This is a genomic window from Brevibacillus sp. FSL L8-0520, from assembly GCF_037963895.1.
GTDB classification, from domain to species: Bacteria; Bacillota; Bacilli; order Brevibacillales; family Brevibacillaceae; genus Brevibacillus; species Brevibacillus borstelensis.
Genome location: NZ_CP150171.1, coordinates 2,425,493 through 2,442,011, shown reverse-complemented (window position 1 = coordinate 2,442,011; position 16,519 = coordinate 2,425,493). Strand labels below are relative to the sequence as shown.

The window sequence follows — 16,519 nt, the reverse complement described above, 5'->3', positions numbered from 1 at the left end:
GTCTACAGGCTGAAAGCAGGCTATGCCTGCTTTTCATCCGACGTATCGATAATCCCGTGATGCGTATAGATCACGGCTTTTCCTCTTACCTTGATCGCGGAGGTGTGCTCGGTAAACTGGGCCAGCATGACCTCGCCCTTGTCCAATTTCTCCGTATGATGGAAACGGGTATCGGAGCCTCTTGTCAAACCGATCACGTGGACCCCGTTTTCTTTTGCCTTCACCACAAAATATTCTTGCTGCCCATTCGGTGTTTGTGCCACCTAAGTTCCTCCTAACTGGCAATTTCCGTAGTTTTTCGTTTCTAGGATGTCCCGCCTGGTTCCAAGCGTTTCATGATCTTGTCAACATACCTCTGGGTCTCCTGTGGAAGAAGCTCGTACTTTTGCTCTAGCTCATCATCCGTATCAATGCCCAGGCGGCTGATCCGTCCGGGGCCGGCATTGTAGGCAGCCAGAGCGACCTTCACGTTGCCATCGTAACGGTCAAGCAGGCCGCGCAAGTACTTTGTTCCCCCGGCCAAATTGTCGTCCGGATTATAGACGTTTCGCACATGCAAGGACTTGGCCGTGGCATCCATCAGCTGCATCAAGCCTTTGGCTCCAGCACGAGAGACTGCGTTGGGATTGAAGTTCGATTCTGCGCGAACGACCTCCCGAACCAGATTTTCATCGACGCCGTACGAACGGGCGACTCGGCTAATTTTGTCCAATATTCCCTGCACGTTCTGCGGTGTTTGACTGCTCGATCCGGTTGTATATGTATCAGAAGCATCAGTAAAATCCCAGTCTGTTGATCCGTCTAGCTCGGCCAATATCTGCTCGGCCCGAATAACCCTTTGACCATTTGCTAGTTCCGCTTGAAGCACTTCAGAAAAAGGCATCTCTGCTGAAGGCACATAAGAAGCAGGCTCGCTTTCGCTCAGATCATACCTGTTCATTGCCGACAGATAGGGTTGGATAGGCAGTGACATCTTCATCAGTGAACAACCTTTCTGCTTGTCATTCTTCTATCATATTATAGGGAAGAAAAATAAGGAAGCCAAGAGGCATTTTGACTGACAGAAAAAAAGAAGCCTGACTGATCGATACACAATCAGAGGCTTCTTTTCACAACGAGCTGCTCGCTGTGTGTATGGTCGGAATGCAGGGATTTGAACCCTGGACCTCACCCACCCCAAGGGTGCGCGCTACCGGGCTGCGCCACATCCCGAAAATCATTCAAGCGTATATTCGGAAATATCCAATCACAGCAAACTTGAAAGTTTTTGAACTTGACATTCCACGCTTTCAGGACTTATTTTATCATACATTTACTCACCTTCGCAAGAAAAAAACCAGCCCGCCATAATATGAAAAAGTGCGGACGGGCTAGGTTTTTTGAACAGAGCTCTTTTTACAGCAATACGATACCCCGCCTTGAATGCAATCAGAAAATCACCTTGAAGACTCATTCAACTCAGATGAGCGGGCATCACTGCTTTTGCCTATTGTACTTGCTTGGTTTTGCCTCCCCGCTCTTGCTCACTGCTGACTTTATCCAAACCGGCTGCCGACCGCATCAATTTGCCCATAGAAAAGGCTATTCCTAGCGCCGCCATCAGCAATAGGCCAGCAAGTACGAGGTAACCTGCCGCTGCCCCGGTGTAATCAAGCATGACGGTGAACAAAGCGAGCAGCAGCAGCCTCATCAACGTACCGACCGATCTGAAGAAGCTGATTACCCTCCCCATAAATCGATTTGGCACCAGCTCCATATACAAAGTTTGCCGGATAAGCCGGGTCGAGACATTGCACCAGCCTAATAGGGCAGATAGCAGTACAAAGACCCAGGCTTTCGGCATGGCAACTGTCAAAACAAGAGCGATCGCCATCAGCACGTAGGTAAAAACCATATACGGAAATGCGCCGAATTTTCGGCAAAGCAAGACAACCAGCACTCCTGCCACCACTGCTCCAATCGAATAGGTAACCTCCCCAAGTGAATAGATCCTTACATCGCTCTGCAATGCTTGGCTCACAAAGATAGGGTTCAGAAGATTTGCCAGCATCCCGGCTAGAAATGGCATCAGAGCCGAGACGCCAAAAATCAGAAAACCACGTCTTTCGTTGATATAGACCCAGCTTTGGTGAAATTGCATCATCCAAGATGTTCGAGGGGCCGTTGCTTTCTGTTGTTCCGTGGAAAACGCATACTCCATTCCCCACTGCATCAGAAAGGCAAGCAAGTACGTCAATGAGTTAATCAGCAATACCGCCTGCAACCCAAAGCTCTCCAAAAGCAGCCCGGAAAATGCTCCAGCCAGGACCAGAGCAGATTGGTTTTCCATCTCCAGCAAGGAGTTGATCGACTTGTAATGCTTTTGGTCAAATGCTTCCTGTACGAAGGCAGCCTGTGCCGGTTCGTGAATATGGAGCATAAACGTGGATGCCAAAAAAATGAGGACCATCATCCACTCATGGTAGGCACCGAAAAATCCCCATACTGTCAAAAGCGCTAAAACAGTAGAGCCTCCCAGCTGTTCGACTTGCAATATCGCCTTGCGCGAAAAGCGGTCAATCAGTGTACCTGAATACGGTCCGATGAGAAGCGTCAATATTGAAGAGATAAGCATCGCAGAGCCAAGCAAGCTGGCTGAGCCTGTCGACTCAACCAAATGCCAGGAGATCCCAATCATGGTCATCCCCTGACCAAATCCTGAAAATAAATTTGAAAAGAACAACCTCCGAAAATTCCGATTGCCAAAAACCTCTCCCACTTCCGTCACTCCTTCGGTTTATTAGGGCTGATGGGGGATCAATTTTCAACCCATTTTGCAGCCCTAATAAAAACATAAAAGGAGCCTGAATATTGGAGAGTGTTTACACTCAACAATGATCAGGCTCCCGGAATTTCCGTGGGCTCAGTAGGTTTTTCACGGCAACGTATACAGCCTTTCTCTTTCAATGGCATACTCGGCTTCCTGCGAGGGAAATGACCGAAGCGTACCAGAATGCTACTACTTTTGACTTTGGATCTGGTTGGTGCCAATAACATTTTAACTGCCTGGATGGCCTACTCCTCATTTTCCTCGGAGGCAATGACGCCAAACCGAACTCTGGAGGGCAGTGGGTCAACACCGATATGACGGTAAGCATCGATAGTATCAGGCACATAGCTTTCCGTTAACTGAATGCCGCGGATAATCTGCTGTCGCTCCTCGGGAGAAAAGGTGAGCAATCGATTCCCGCACTTTTCACAAGCAAGGCACCATAAGTCGTCTACCTCCACCAAGTGGTGGATATTATACCCGCCTGCATGATTGCAGTTTGAACAGCTTGTTTTGAAACGCATGCATTCCTCTCCCCCTTTGATTCTGATTATACCAGAATCCAGGAGTCGCTTTCGTTTCTATGTTCCGGTTTCTATGTTCCGATGTATTTGTCTTTCTCGAAAACAAAAAACACCTCTCTATTGATCGGAACTGATCAATGAGAAGCGTTCTATTTCGCGGTGTGTACACTCGTTCACTCCAACAGATAATCTCAAGCGGCGACGGGCCGCTGCTGTGCACCTTGGTTACCTGCATCAAGCGTGAAGACGCTGATTTTGACGAATGGTCGGAATGCAGGGATTTGAACCCTGGACCTCACCCACCCCAAGGGTGCGCGCTACCGGGCTGCGCCACATCCCGACTGTACATCATCACTATACAAAATTTTAATTACATTGTCAAGAAAAAATTTCCGTTCAGCATCCGTCTACTTGATCAGACTGAATACCTCTGCCCGTGCCGCGGGGTCATTTGCAAAGATTCCTCGTACAGCCGAGGTGACTGTTTTGGAGCCTGGCTTTTTCACTCCGCGCATCGTCATGCACATATGCTCAGCTTCGACGACGACAACTACTCCGTGAGGGTCCAGCTTGCGAACGATCGCATCCGCTACATGAGCCGTAATGCGCTCCTGAAGCTGCGGCCTGCGAGCGACAGTCTCGACGGCGCGAGCCAGCTTGCTCAATCCTACGACACGACCTCCGCGGGGAATATAGGCAACATGCGCCTTGCCAAAAAACGGAACCAGGTGGTGTTCGCACATGGAGTAAAACGGAATATCCTTTACAAGCACCATTTCCTCATGGTCTTCGCTGAAAACCGTCTCAAAATACTTCTCTTCATCTATGCCAAGGCCTTCGAATGCCTCTGCGTACATCTTCGCTACGCGCTTCGGTGTATCCAGCAGACCTTCCCGGTCCGGATTTTCACCGATCGCTTCGAGTATCATTCGAACGGCAGTCTGAATCTTTTCCAAATCGACGTTCATTCTCGTACCTCCTCCTCACACAGCGAAACAAGCCCATCTTACCACATTAGCCCAGAAAAGACAAAACGAACTGTGCTTGAGAAACACTTTGACCGAAAAAGGCATAAAACGTAAAAAAATCCACATTTATTCAATGTGGATTTTATGTAAGTGAAACTTTAGCAGACGTTATTACTTGATAGAGTCCTTGAGTTGTTTGCCAGGTTTGAAGGCAGGGACTTTGCTGGATGCGATTTCGATTTCTTCACCAGTTTGCGGGTTACGACCTTTACGAGCCGCGCGCTCGCGAACTTCGAAGTTACCGAAGCCGATCAGTTGGACTTTATCACCGTCTTTCAACGCTTCAGCGATTGCATCGAGAACCGCGTCAACAGCTTTCGTTGCATCTTTCTTTGTGAGCTCGGTGGTCTCAGCCACTTTTGCGATCAGTTCTGTTTTGTTCATATTGTTCACCTCCCCTCAATGACGGTTGAGTCGTAGGTATTACTTTTCTTTACCGAAACCCTGCGTTTTATACGCGATTGGGTGTTTTTACCGCTCTGACAAGCTTATAGTAATACACCATTCTTGTAAATTCAAGCCCCCTGATGTCGAATTTAAACGAAATCCAAGAAAAAAAGGCTTCCCGTCATGCCGGGAGCCTCCTTTGCCTGTCTATATTCTGGTTCTTTATACCTATTTTCACAAGATAATAGCAATCAGTCCGCCCGAGCCCTCGTTGATGATGCGACCGAGTGTTTCCTGCAGCTTGTAGCGTGCGTTGTCCGGCATCATGGTGATTTTCGCCTGAATTCCTTCGCGGACGATCGAATGGAGCGAACGCCCGAATATATCCGAATTCCAGATGGAGAGCGGATCTTTATCAAAATCTTGCATCAGGTAACGGACCAGCTCTTCACTCTGTTTTTCCGTTCCGATGATCGGCGCAAACTCCGATTCAACATCAACGCGAATCATGTGAATCGACGGAGCCGTCGCTTTTAGCCTCACACCGAAGCGAGGTCCCTGTCGGATAAGTTCAGGTTCGTCCAAGGTCATCTCATGCAAGGACGGTGCCGCTATGCCGTAGCCTGTGGTACGAACCATGTGAAGCGCCTCGGCAACCTGGTCATACTCGCGTTTTGCATGTGCGAAATCCTGCATAATCGTCAAGAGGTGGTCTTTTCCGTTTATCTCTACACCAACGATCTCCATCAAAATCCGATCGTACAGTTCATCCGGCGCATACAGATCGATTTCAGCGATACCCTGCCCCATATGCATACCGGCAAGCGAAGCCCGCTCGACAAAGTCATATTCATTAAAGAACCCTACGACCCTGTCGACATCGCGCAAGCGCCGGATGTCCTGTACAGTGTCTCTGACGGCTTCCTCGTAGTTTTGACGCAGCCAGTGTCCATTTTCCAGTACCATCACCCAACTGGGCAGGTTCACGTTTACTTCATGTACAGGGAATTCAAACAGCACTTCTCTCATGAGCATCAATATTTCCTGCTCAGACATGTGATCGACGGACAACGCCACAACAGGCACATCGTATTTCTCCTGCAAGTCCAATCGCAGGTTCTGAGTTTCATCCGAGCGCGGCCGAGTCGAGTTGACGATAATGACAAAGGGTTTCCCCACTTCTTTCAACTCGTTGATGACTCGCTCCTCCGCTTCGATATAACCGGCCCTCGGGATCTCCGCGATACTGCCATCCGTTGTGACGACGATACCGATCGTGGAGTGCTCCTGGATTACTTTTCGCGTCCCCACTTCGGCCGCTTCCTCGAACGGTACCGGCTCCTCATACCAAGGGGTATGCACCATGCGCGGTCCGTTGTCGTCCTCGAAGCCCTTGGCTCCTTGAACCGTATAGCCGACGCAGTCAACGAGGCGAACGTTGATGCTGAGCCCTTCTGTAACGTCTACCTGGACGGCTTGGTTCGGAACGAATTTCGGCTCCGTAGTCATGATTGTTCGCCCGGAAGCGCTCTGAGGCAATTCATCTGTCGCCCGAATACGTTCCGCCTCCGAGTGAATGTTGGGGATGACGACCTGTTCCATAAACCTTTTGATAAAGGTCGATTTTCCCGTGCGAACCGGGCCAACTACCCCCAGGTAGATATCCCCGCCCGTCCGTTCGGCAATGTCTTTAAAGATATCGACTCGTTCCACCATCGATGACCTCCTTCTATTTGTCTATTGTTACACTATGACCGCTTTTCCGAATTATCCCTGACCGCCAGCATTTTCCCGTGAATCTCGTACTAGAATCTTGGACAATACAAATATATGTGAGAATCAGTTCCGTAGAACAAAAAAAAGCAGCTCAACTTGAGCTGCCCCGATCATTTCAATTATTCAATTTGAGCAATTTCGGTTCCCCATTGACCATTTCGTAGGGGAATGATTTTGCCGGGACAAACATAGATTTTCTAGCCATGACGTATCTCGGATCCGTAGCCTTGGGGACCTCCGCCTTTGAATTCCGCAGGACCGTCGCAATGTCCGCCGCATAATCGATCCCTACTTCTCCTTTTTCGTTCATCACCAGTGGCAACAGGTAATTGCCTGCTGTGCCCGGAACCTGCACTTCCTTCATGCTCAGCTTTGAAAAATCAATGGAATAGTAACCGTTGCCGATGTCTGCCTTAATCGGCAGCTTTTCGTAATTTCGTTGATAACGGATGACGGCAGCCTGGATGTCCGCCACCTTGCTCACCGATCCGAGATGGATCAATCTCACTGTCGGTTTTGTCTCGACATCGATCAGGGTGTACATATAAATACCGCCCTTTTCAAACGCGTTGGCAGGTACGTCAGGCAAATATTTGGGCATCAGCTTCCGAAAATCGATCTCATACTTTTCGAAGATCGGCGTGTTGATGTCCTTTGTAGCAATCGGAAGCACCCCTGTGTCCTTCTGGAACTGCTCGACAGCCTTTTGGGTCGCTTCCAGGTAAAATTCACTAGGGATCTGGTTTTCCAGCTTTTTTTCCTCGGGATACATACAGCCGCCTAGCAGTGCCGCGATCATCACCAGCAGCGCTGTCAACAGTACTGTGTTTCTCATTTTACGCAACATCTCTCGCTACTCCTCTAGCTACCATTCTTCTTCCTCCAGGCGCTGTCTCTCCAGCGCCGCCTGAACGACCGATTTCCATTTGCTCTCCGGAATCCGGACGGAACAATCGGTCCCCATCACCTTTGCCTGACAGGCAAGCCGGATGCCTTTGCCAAGGTCCGCTTCAGGCATTTTCCGCTTTTCCAGCGTACTCGGCTCACTGAGTTGCCCGCTTTCCACAACTACCCGGCACATGAGACAGGACGCATGTCCCCCGCATCGCTGCGGAATGACGACTCTTGCCGCCTTCGCTACGCTCGTAATCGATTGCCCCGGCCTCGCTTTTATCGACTTGCCCGCAGGCAGAAACGTAATTTTTGCCATTTCACCACTCTCCCGTCAATACGGACGGTGAGCCAGAGTAACATTGCCCTCGTGAATCACTTTGATTTGACAACCGAGCCGATACCCTTCGGCCCGCTCCGCTTTTCTCAGACGAAGCTTTTCCGCATCCGTAATCTCATTCAAGTGTTCCGCGCCTGCCTCAACATGCGTTCGGCATTGCGCGCATATCCCCCGCTCGCAAGCATAGCCCCAGCTCAGCTTATGCTCCTTTGCGATAGCGACGATTGTTTTTCCCATCACAAGAGGCATCTGGTGCGTGCCGGAGCGCGTATGTAATGTCAATTCCTTCAACTTCTGCCACTCCCCTTAGGCAAATATAACGATGATGATCATGACGAAGGTGACCAATAGCATGAGAAAAGCAAACGTCTTCAACAAGAAGCGAACCAGGTTGTTTGCGGTCTTTCGTGCAAAAATCATCAAAAAATTACAGATGAACATCAGCGCAATCGCAACCAAAGAGATGTTCATCTTGGTCATCGGATCGATAGGCATTGTCTTGACAGCATCCTTTTCTCTTTAAGTTTTGCTTTATTATACCATACTTCCCGTATTCCACGCTTTTTCATCTGAACCATGCACTAGACGCCCGCATAGACTATTTTGATGAATCCGCCCAATGGAGGGATACAGATGAGTACGAAAAAATGGCGCAATCCTTATGCCCCCATACCGAGTAAAAAGCTAAGCGATCAAATAACCGATGTTTCTTTGGCTGTGACGCCAAAGAAAGTGGTGCAGCCAGTCGATCTCCGGACATCCGTATCAAAGATGCGCACCAATATCAAGGGGATCAGCAGCACGATCCGCCAAGTCGAAGAAACCATGGATACGCTTTACGGTGCCATGGAGATGTTTGAATCGATTGGCAAGCGCAGCGCCAAAGGAAACGCCACAGAAAAATCTGTGGAAAGACCCGCAGACAGGCCCGTTTCCAAAAAACAAACCGCAGAGAGCAGCCAGGAACCTGAAACCGTGCGGGACGAAGCAGAAAACAGCGGATCAAACCCTTTGGCAAACATAGATATCGGACAGCTTCTGGGGCTTTTGCAATCTCCTCTCGTTCAAAACCTGCTGAGCCAGTCGACAAACGGCGCAGCAAAACGAAAAAAAGAGGGATAATCTCCCTCTTTTTTTTCTTGATCCTGCAGACCAGCCATGTCCCTGTAGAGCCATGATTGTTCCTAGTCATACTGTATGACATTTTGTCAAGCATGCAACGGTCATAACCGCCCATTTCTCTACGAGCGCAATAGTTTTGTAAGGGACTGGATGTCGTTTAGGCTGATCTCCTGATTGCGGAACATTTCCACGATCTTGTCTTCCCGCTCTTCATTCAAAGTCTTCCCACTCAGCGCTGCAAGCGAGCGAATGATTTGACGCAGCTTGGTTTCATCCTCAAAGTCGCTGCGCTGGAATTGACCGGCCAGCGAGCGCAATTTCCCTTCATCGACTTTATCTGAAGCCTGTTTTTGCAACCTCTCCAAAAAACGGCGAGAAATACTATTGCTCATCGCTCAAAGCCCTCCTTGCAACATTTGGATTACACCATTAACGTATGTGCAGGAGCCTAAAAAGGTGAGCGAATCGACTTAGATACTGTATGGGCCGAGGTATTCGTTTTCACGTGTGCGCCCGCGTCCCATCAATTCCTCCACTCCTTGCCGGGGGGAGGTTCCTTCAAACAAGATCCGGTATAAAACGTCCGTGATGGGCATGCTGACATTTTCCCGTCCCGCCAGCGCATAGGCAGCGTTGGTTGTCCGGACGCCTTCCACGACCATCCCCATTTGTTCCAACACCTGGTCAAGCGGCTTTCCTTGTCCAAGCAAATAGCCTGCCCGCCAATTTCGGCTGTGCTTGCTCGTGCACGTAACTACAAGATCGCCAATTCCGGCAAGACCGGCAAAGGTAAGCGGCATTGCTCCGAGCTGGATGCCCAGCCTCGTGATTTCCGCCAAGCCCCGCGTCAGCAATGCGGCTTTTGCATTGTCTCCGAACCCCAGTCCATCGGACATCCCCGCTCCGAGCGCAATGATGTTTTTGAGCGCCCCCGCAATTTCTGCCCCGACCATATCCGGATTGGTGTACACGCGGAAATAGTTGTTCATCAACAGGTCTTGGGCTCGCAGCATCTTTTCATCTGAAGCAGACGCTACCACTACTGTCGTCGGAGAGCGAAGAATCACTTCCTCGGCATGGCTGGGGCCGCTCAGCACGACCAGTCCGCTGGCGATCGATGCCGGCACTTCTTCACCGATCACCTCCGACATCCGTTTGAGCGTTTCCATCTCAAAGCCTTTGGTCGCATGAATCAGCAGTACGTCTGGTTCCAGGTAAGGCACCAGCTCACGCGTTACCTGCCGCATGGCATGCGACGGAACAGCCAGCAGGACGACTGGCTTCCCTTGCACCGCTTCCTTCATGTCTGTCGTCGCGACGATTTGCGGGGACAACCGAGCCTCCGGCAAATACTTTTCGTTTACGTGCAACGTATTTACTTTCTCAGCCAGCTTTGCATCCCGCATCCACAAAGTGACCTGATGGCCGTTGTATGCAAAAACGGATGCCAGCGCCGTTCCCCAACTTCCCGCACCTATGACTGCAACTTGTAAACTCAATAGTTCCCCCTCCACACTACACATTGTTTCGGAACTTACTTAAACGGGCGCTGGGCAGATTCCCCCAGCCTTCGTTCCTTGCCTGAGAGAAGATTTCGGATATTACTGTAATGACGAATGTAAGCGAAAATGGCGAGTACGGTACTCACCCATATAAAGGCAGGTTCCTTGGCAAATACGTATAGAAAAATTGGAAGCATCGTCACCAACACGAGTGAACCAAGGGAAACGTATCGCGTAATCGCAATAACAATAATCGTAATAATGCCCGAAATCAGAAAGGCAAGCGGAGAAAAGCCGAATGCCACCCCAACGGTTGTGGCAATCCCCTTTCCTCCGCGGAATCCGAAAAAGACAGGCCAATTGTGTCCAATGATGGCAAACAAACCGGACAAAGCGTACGCCAGTGCATTCCCATCAGTCAACAAATGGGTAAGTCCCATTGCGGCCAGACCTTTCAAAGCATCCAAAACCAGCACGGTGACAGCGGGTCCTTTCCCCAGGACACGCAGCGTGTTGGTAGCGCCGGCATTGCCGCTGCCGTGAGAACGTATATCGATACCCGCGATTTTTTTGGCAATGAGGTAACTGAAGCTGACTGATCCGATCAAATAGCTGATCAGCAAGGACAAATACACCATGGTCGTTTCCTCTCCCTATGTTTTTTTGCGCGTCCAGATACGAATCGGCGTTCCCTCAAAGACAAACGCTTCTCGTATTTTGTTTTCTATGTAACGCTCATAGGAGAAATGCATGAGTTCCGGATCGTTGACAAATAGGATGAAAGTAGGCGGTTTGACCGTCGCCTGTGTCGCATAGTTGATTTTAAGGCGTTTCCCGCGGTCTGAAGGCGGCGGCGTCATGATTGTCGCATCGGTAATCAGGTCATTGAGAACCGATGTAGGCACCCGCATCGAATGGGCTTCCGCCACTTGGTTTACCTTTGGCAGGATGGTGTGAACACGTTGCTTCGTCTTCGCCGACACATACAGGATCGGAGCGTAGTCGAGGTATTTAAACTCTTCGCGGATCAGCTCGGTAAAGCGATTCATCGTTTTGTCGTCTTTTTCGAGCGCATCCCATTTGTTCACGATGATAATGACGGCACGTCCCGCTTCATGGGCATATCCGGCAATCTTTTTGTCCTGCTCAATGATTCCTTCTTCCCCGTTCAAAACGACCAATACCACGTCAGATTCCTCAATGGCACGCATAGCGCGCATCACACTGTATTTTTCCGTGGTCTCGTACACTTTTCCGCGCTTGCGCATACCTGCCGTATCCACAAGCACATACTGCTGTCCGTCGCGTTCGAACGGAGTATCAATCGCATCCCGCGTAGTTCCGGCAACATCGCTGACAATGACGCGTTCTTCACCGAGAATGGCGTTCGTCAAAGAAGACTTGCCCACATTCGGGCGCCCGATGATCGAGACGCGGATGACGTCGTCGGCCTGATCTTCTTCCTCTTTTGCAGGGAAATGACGGACCACTTCCTCCAGCACGTCTCCGAGTCCCAAACCATGGCTGCCGGATACGGGAAACGGCTCTCCAAGCCCCAACGTATAGAAATCGTAAATCTCCGCTCGCATCTCCGGATTGTCTACCTTATTTACGGCCAATACGACGGGTTTTCCCGTGCGGTTAAGCATGCGCGCAAGCTCCAGATCGGCGTCTGTCGCACCAGTACGGCTGTCTGCGATCATGATGATGACGTCCGCCTCATCGATGGCAAGCTCCGCCTGATGGCGCATTTGCGTCAAAATCTCGTCGGTCTCGCCGAACTCAATACCTCCCGTGTCAATCACGTGAAAATATTGATCCAGCCATTCCCCTTTCCCGTACAAACGGTCCCGGGTAACGCCTGGCTTGTCCTCTACAATGGCAATACGTTCACCGACCAATCGATTAAATATCGTGGATTTGCCCACGTTGGGTCTCCCCACAATGGCTACCACTGGCAATCCCATAGTTGACAACACTCTCTCTCGTATCTGTTTTTAACTAGACAATCATACCACACACTACTTGTGACTCACAATGACCAGGGTATCATCATTCAATTCGTGGACCATCGCATCCAAAATTTTTTCCAGAACAAAGGCTGTCTTCTGCAGACTTTCCTTGTCCTCTACTGCGAAAATGGGGGCTCCGCCTGCTACTTGCTCTTTCTTCATCGTAACGATGGCCATGATCTTACCCGCCATGAGCGCCTCCCTCCGCCGCAGCAGGCGATTCCAGCGGCTTTCGGAACACGCTTTCCAAAATCGGCACAGACTCAATGACGATTTTTGCCCGCTCCTGATCCATGACCTGCGGCAGCAAAAATACGCCCAGCCGACCACTAGCCAAATCTCTCTTGATTAAAGGGGTCAGGGATGGCTCTCCCTCGTCCGTGAACAGGCCCATCTGAACAGCAACGTCATGCAAAATAGCCTGGCGCTGGCCCGGGTGCGCAATCGTAACGCTGGCATTCGCGTCTTTCGGTACAAGGATAAATCCCAGCCCCTGCTTCTTGATGACGTCCTGTGCATCTCGAAGTCCGACGTTCATGATATAGATATCGCCGACATACAAATCCTTTCCGTCGACTCGCACCTCCGCGGGAACGACATCGACGATATGGGACAAGTTCTTGCCTGATTTCAGCCACCGGGAGACCAGCAAAGTACCGATACCCGCCAAAACACCGCCCCACCAGTCGAACAGGACCGTTGCAAAGGTCGTCAGCAGGGAAGTGAAGATAACCAAATAGTTTCTTCCCTCGAACACCATCGCAATACCTTCGATATAGGGACCTCCGCGGGGGATCAGCTCCCTCTTGTCGATCTCCGTCAAAGTAGTGCGTTCCATGTTGCGCACATCGCGAAACTGCTGGGCAGCAACCGTTAAAAAGGTTACCGCCGTATAATCCTGCTTTAGCAGCGAGGGAACTGCAAGAGCGCCGAGAGCAGAAGCAATGACTCCCAGAGAAACGTGTATAATCTTGCCGTGCGGATAGGTGGGGTACTGCCGATAATCCGTTTGCAACAGGTATATGCGGCAAACGATCCCGAATCCAAAGCCAAGCGAGAGCGGAATTACATATTCATTGGAGAGCAGTTCTTGAAACAATGAGCATCACCTGTTCGTGTCTGAATTGGAAGTCTTCCTCCCCCCAAACCGGAAGAGCATTCTCGCCATCGCCCAGCCGCCGGCGCATACTCCCCACAAGGAAATTGCGCTCCACAACAAATCGTGCGCATACTCGTTGCCAATTTGACAGGAGCCAGTCAGCTTCCACTCATAAAGCGAATACAGCAAATCGCTTAGAGGCAAGGAGAGGAGCAGCAAGAACATCTGGGTTAGGCTTGAACGACTCACTGTCAAAGCGGCAAAAACAGCACATACAGGCACCATCCACCTTACATCCCAGACGGCGAGCACCGGATCTGTAAAGAGCAGCCAGCGAAACCAAAACAGCGCTATCCCGATACATCCGCCGATGATCACGTAGATTCTCTTCCGCCCGTGCTGCTGGTTCGAATACAGCCAACCGGCGCACAGAAAGGGCAGGATCGCTCCACTGACGCTTACGCGAATAGCCGGAAAAAAGGAGAGCTGCCAGCTGACGAACGTGCAGACGAGAAAAAGGGTCACTACAGCCAACGCACCAGCTCTCTTGATCCCCCAGCGGTGAAAAACTCCGTCGCAGACACCCATCCATATCAGACAGAGGAAGCACCACTGGATGAGGATCGCTAGCGTTCCATCGTTCATGTCCATCTCCCTCTAGATGCGGTTGTCTTCCCCAAGTATGCCTCATTTTTCATCCTTTCATGAATCAGGAATCTCGCTTGCCCAGTCTTTTCCTCGCATATTTTTCAGGCGCTATTCCGCGCAGGCGAGCACGCTCTGCCGTTCTGCCTGTGATCATTACCGTCACCTGCTGCAGTTCGTTGATCAAGGCTGCTCCCAGTGCTGTCATGGCCACGCGGATCTGATGATGCCAGAGGTCGACGGTCGCCAGGCACTCCTCTATGGAAACCGTCTGAACAAGACGCAAAAAAGAACCGGCCATGCCAACGGCGGACGCTCCCAGAGCAATGGCTTTGACAGCGTCAAGCCCATGACGAATGCCTCCCGAGGCAATAAAAGTGATTCCCCTTGATTGAAGCTCGGCCGATTCCAACAGACTCTCCGGTGTTGTAAAGCCCCAATCCTCGAACATGAACATCGGCGTGTGATGGCGTCTGTTCTCAACTTTGGCAAAGTTGGTACCTCCCCTGCCCCCTACATCCAGGAGGGTGATACCGGCATCTGCGAGTTTTTCCATGCTTTCTGCAGACATGCCAAACCCTACTTCCTTTACGCTCACCGGGACCCCAACGTGCTCCTTGATGCGCCTGATGTTATCGAGATAACCTCGGAAGTCACGGTCTCCTTCCGGCATCAGGAGTTCTTGCATGACATTGAGGTGAATCTGAAGGCCATTTGCTTCAATCATCTCCACTGCTTGTACTGCTTGTTCAACAGTTGCTTCCGCACCCAGGTTGGCAAACACCATCCCTTTCGGATTTTCGCGCCGGACAACCTGGTAGCTTTCTCTGACGGCAGGATCGCGCAACGCCGCCATTTGTGACCCCACTGCCATCGCCAACCCTCTTTCGCGGGCGATGACCGCAAGCTTCTGATTGATTGCGGTGACCGCAGGAGCACCCCCGGTCATGGCATTTATCAGCAGGGGAGAAGAAAGCTGGAGGGGAGGCAGTGATGCAGCAAGATTGCAGTTACCATAAGACATATTCGGTAAACTATTTGGCGCAAAGGATATGTCATCCCAGATACTGCTTTCTTCCTCTCTCGTTTCTAATGCAAATTGTATATGGTCCATTTTCCGACGCGAACGATCCATGGATTACCTCCGTATCTACAGAAAAAGGGACACGCCTATGCGCATCCCCTTTTATTCTTACTTCAGTTTATCTTTCAGGTCTCCAAACAGTTCTCCCAGCGTCACACCCAAAGGTTGATTGTTCTCTTGCTGGAACTGCTGCTGTTCGCGCTTGCTCGCACGCTCTGCCTGCTCTACACGATCTTCTTCAACGGCACGAATGCTGAGACTGATGCGCTGCTCTTTCGGCACCACATCCAGGATTTTCACCTGAACCTCTTGGCCTTCCTTCAGCACCTCACCTGGAGTCGCTACCCGTCGGTTCGCGATTTGGGAGATATGGACGAGGCCTTCGATCCCTGGCGCCACTTCTACAAATGCTCCAAAGGAGACGAGGCGTTTTACCGTACCGGCGACCACATCGCCAGCTTTGAATTTCTCAGCGGCTTCTGCCCAAGGTCCTGGCTGCGTTTCCTTGATGCTGAGGCTGATCCGTTCGTTTTCCTTGTCAACCTTCAGAACCTTCACCTTTACTTTGTCGCCTTCTTTGACGACATCAGAAGGCTTGTCGACACGGTTCCAGGCCAACTCGGATACGTGTACCAGTCCGTCAACTCCGCCGATGTCAACGAATACGCCAAAATCAGTCATTCGCTGCACGGTACCTTCCAGTACCTGACCGGGCTGCAGTTGATCCAAAACAGCGCTCTTCTGCTGTTTCGCCTCGTCCTCCAAAACCGCTTTATGGGAGAGGATTACCTTATTCTTTTCTTTATCCATTTCGACAACCTTCAAGCGAAGGTTTTTGCCCTTGTACTCGCTGAAATCTTCAACAAAGTGACGCTCAACCATGGAGGCAGGGATAAAACCGCGCACCCCTACATCTACGACGAGACCGCCTTTGACGATTTCCTTTACAACGGCTTCAATTACTTCGCCAGAAGCCATTTTTTGCTCCAGATCGCTCCAAGAAGTTTCCATGGCAACAGCCTTTTTGGAGACAACCAGTTCTTCTTTTTCATCGTTGAGCTTGATTACCTTTACCTCGAACGTGTCCCCTACCGAAACGACATCGGACACCTTTTCCACGTGCAGCGGAGAAAGTTCGCTGATCGGAATCAGCCCGTCGTATTTGTAGCCGACGTCTACCAATGCCTGTTTTTCCTCCACCTTGGTAACCGTAGCCTTAACTACATCACCCACGGAAATCACTGTTGCATCCGTCAGGCTTACGTTGCTTTCTTCCATCATGAGTAAAACCTCCTTCGAT

The 16,519-nt window shown here is 50.6% G+C and carries 21 protein-coding genes and 2 tRNA genes; 1 reads left to right on the top strand and 22 read right to left on the bottom strand.

Going from position 1 to position 16,519, the window contains the following annotated elements; translation table 11 throughout:
- Window positions 1-20: 20 nt before the first annotated feature.
- From mtrB to NSQ24_RS12145, 13 genes are all read right to left on the bottom strand, one after another.
- Window positions 21-263, bottom strand: coding sequence for a trp RNA-binding attenuation protein MtrB (gene mtrB, locus NSQ24_RS12205; RefSeq protein WP_003387092.1), 243 nt, complete (start codon window positions 261-263; stop codon window positions 21-23).
- A gap of 41 nt (window positions 264-304) precedes the next feature.
- Entirely contained in the window at window positions 305-979 is a 675-nt protein-coding gene (locus NSQ24_RS12200) for a lytic transglycosylase domain-containing protein (protein ID WP_003387093.1), read from the bottom strand.
- A gap of 156 nt (window positions 980-1,135) precedes the next feature.
- A tRNA-Pro gene (locus NSQ24_RS12195) sits at window positions 1,136-1,212 on the bottom strand.
- A gap of 274 nt (window positions 1,213-1,486) precedes the next feature.
- Window positions 1,487-2,758 carry an MFS transporter gene (locus NSQ24_RS12190; RefSeq protein ID WP_251237472.1) on the bottom strand — a complete coding sequence of 424 codons (1,272 nt, stop codon included), beginning with the start codon at window positions 2,756-2,758 and terminating at the stop codon, window positions 1,487-1,489.
- 296 nt (window positions 2,759-3,054) lie between these two features.
- Window positions 3,055-3,333 carry a hypothetical protein gene (locus tag NSQ24_RS12185; protein ID WP_003387095.1) on the bottom strand — a complete coding sequence of 93 codons (279 nt, stop codon included), beginning with the start codon at window positions 3,331-3,333 and terminating at the stop codon, window positions 3,055-3,057.
- A 263-nt stretch (window positions 3,334-3,596) separates the two neighbouring features.
- Window positions 3,597-3,673: transfer RNA gene (locus NSQ24_RS12180), tRNA-Pro, on the bottom strand.
- 67 nt (window positions 3,674-3,740) lie between these two features.
- A complete protein-coding gene (gene folE / locus NSQ24_RS12175; RefSeq protein ID WP_003387096.1) occupies window positions 3,741-4,301 on the bottom strand; it encodes a GTP cyclohydrolase I FolE in 561 nt (186 codons plus the stop codon).
- Window positions 4,302-4,472: 171 nt separating this feature from the next.
- Window positions 4,473-4,745, bottom strand: a complete 273-nt coding sequence (locus NSQ24_RS12170; protein ID WP_003387097.1) for an HU family DNA-binding protein — start codon at window positions 4,743-4,745, stop codon at window positions 4,473-4,475.
- 237 nt (window positions 4,746-4,982) lie between these two features.
- On the bottom strand, window positions 4,983-6,461 hold the full coding sequence (gene spoIVA, locus NSQ24_RS12165; RefSeq protein WP_003387098.1) for a stage IV sporulation protein A: 1,479 nt from the start codon (window positions 6,459-6,461) through the stop codon (window positions 4,983-4,985).
- A gap of 178 nt (window positions 6,462-6,639) precedes the next feature.
- Window positions 6,640-7,371, bottom strand: coding sequence for a hypothetical protein (locus tag NSQ24_RS12160; RefSeq protein ID WP_024984950.1), 732 nt, complete (start codon window positions 7,369-7,371; stop codon window positions 6,640-6,642).
- Window positions 7,372-7,389: 18 nt separating this feature from the next.
- Window positions 7,390-7,734 (bottom strand): 2Fe-2S iron-sulfur cluster-binding protein, encoded by a 345-nt coding sequence (locus tag NSQ24_RS12155; RefSeq protein WP_003387100.1) that lies wholly within the window; start codon window positions 7,732-7,734, stop codon window positions 7,390-7,392.
- A gap of 15 nt (window positions 7,735-7,749) precedes the next feature.
- Window positions 7,750-8,046, bottom strand: coding sequence for a 2Fe-2S iron-sulfur cluster-binding protein (locus NSQ24_RS12150; RefSeq protein WP_003387102.1), 297 nt, complete (start codon window positions 8,044-8,046; stop codon window positions 7,750-7,752).
- Between the two features lie 15 nt (window positions 8,047-8,061).
- Window positions 8,062-8,250 (bottom strand): DUF2768 family protein, encoded by a 189-nt coding sequence (locus NSQ24_RS12145; RefSeq protein ID WP_003387103.1) that lies wholly within the window; start codon window positions 8,248-8,250, stop codon window positions 8,062-8,064.
- Window positions 8,251-8,388: 138 nt separating this feature from the next.
- Between NSQ24_RS12145 and NSQ24_RS12140 the strand changes: the two genes are divergently transcribed.
- Window positions 8,389-8,877, top strand: a complete 489-nt coding sequence (locus NSQ24_RS12140) for a hypothetical protein (protein WP_003387104.1) — start codon at window positions 8,389-8,391, stop codon at window positions 8,875-8,877.
- A gap of 119 nt (window positions 8,878-8,996) precedes the next feature.
- Here NSQ24_RS12140 and NSQ24_RS12135 read toward each other — a convergent pair whose 3' ends face one another.
- The 9 genes from NSQ24_RS12135 to rpsA all read right to left on the bottom strand — a co-directional run bounded on the left by NSQ24_RS12135 (window position 8,997) and on the right by rpsA (window position 16,500).
- A complete protein-coding gene (locus NSQ24_RS12135) occupies window positions 8,997-9,269 on the bottom strand; it encodes a stage VI sporulation protein F (RefSeq protein ID WP_003387105.1) in 273 nt (90 codons plus the stop codon).
- Between the two features lie 78 nt (window positions 9,270-9,347).
- On the bottom strand, window positions 9,348-10,376 hold the full coding sequence (locus NSQ24_RS12130) for an NAD(P)H-dependent glycerol-3-phosphate dehydrogenase (protein WP_024984948.1): 1,029 nt from the start codon (window positions 10,374-10,376) through the stop codon (window positions 9,348-9,350).
- A gap of 35 nt (window positions 10,377-10,411) precedes the next feature.
- A complete protein-coding gene (gene plsY / locus NSQ24_RS12125) occupies window positions 10,412-11,017 on the bottom strand; it encodes a glycerol-3-phosphate 1-O-acyltransferase PlsY (RefSeq protein ID WP_024984947.1) in 606 nt (201 codons plus the stop codon).
- 15 nt (window positions 11,018-11,032) lie between these two features.
- Complete coding sequence (gene der / locus NSQ24_RS12120) at window positions 11,033-12,346, bottom strand: ribosome biogenesis GTPase Der (RefSeq protein ID WP_003387108.1); 1,314 nt, start codon at window positions 12,344-12,346, stop codon at window positions 11,033-11,035.
- Between the two features lie 54 nt (window positions 12,347-12,400).
- On the bottom strand, window positions 12,401-12,583 hold the full coding sequence (locus tag NSQ24_RS12115) for a hypothetical protein (RefSeq protein ID WP_003387109.1): 183 nt from the start codon (window positions 12,581-12,583) through the stop codon (window positions 12,401-12,403).
- Entirely contained in the window at window positions 12,573-13,490 is a 918-nt protein-coding gene (locus NSQ24_RS12110; protein ID WP_003387111.1) for a YIEGIA family protein, read from the bottom strand. Before NSQ24_RS12110 ends, NSQ24_RS12115 begins: the two co-directional genes overlap by 11 nt.
- Before the next feature lie 6 nt (window positions 13,491-13,496).
- A complete protein-coding gene (locus NSQ24_RS12105) occupies window positions 13,497-14,135 on the bottom strand; it encodes a hypothetical protein (RefSeq protein ID WP_003387112.1) in 639 nt (212 codons plus the stop codon).
- A 64-nt stretch (window positions 14,136-14,199) separates the two neighbouring features.
- Complete coding sequence (fni, locus tag NSQ24_RS12100; RefSeq protein ID WP_339167889.1) at window positions 14,200-15,270, bottom strand: type 2 isopentenyl-diphosphate Delta-isomerase; 1,071 nt, start codon at window positions 15,268-15,270, stop codon at window positions 14,200-14,202.
- A gap of 57 nt (window positions 15,271-15,327) precedes the next feature.
- Window positions 15,328-16,500 (bottom strand): 30S ribosomal protein S1, encoded by a 1,173-nt coding sequence (rpsA, locus tag NSQ24_RS12095; RefSeq protein ID WP_024984945.1) that lies wholly within the window; start codon window positions 16,498-16,500, stop codon window positions 15,328-15,330.
- Between the last annotated feature and the right edge of the window lie 19 nt (window positions 16,501-16,519).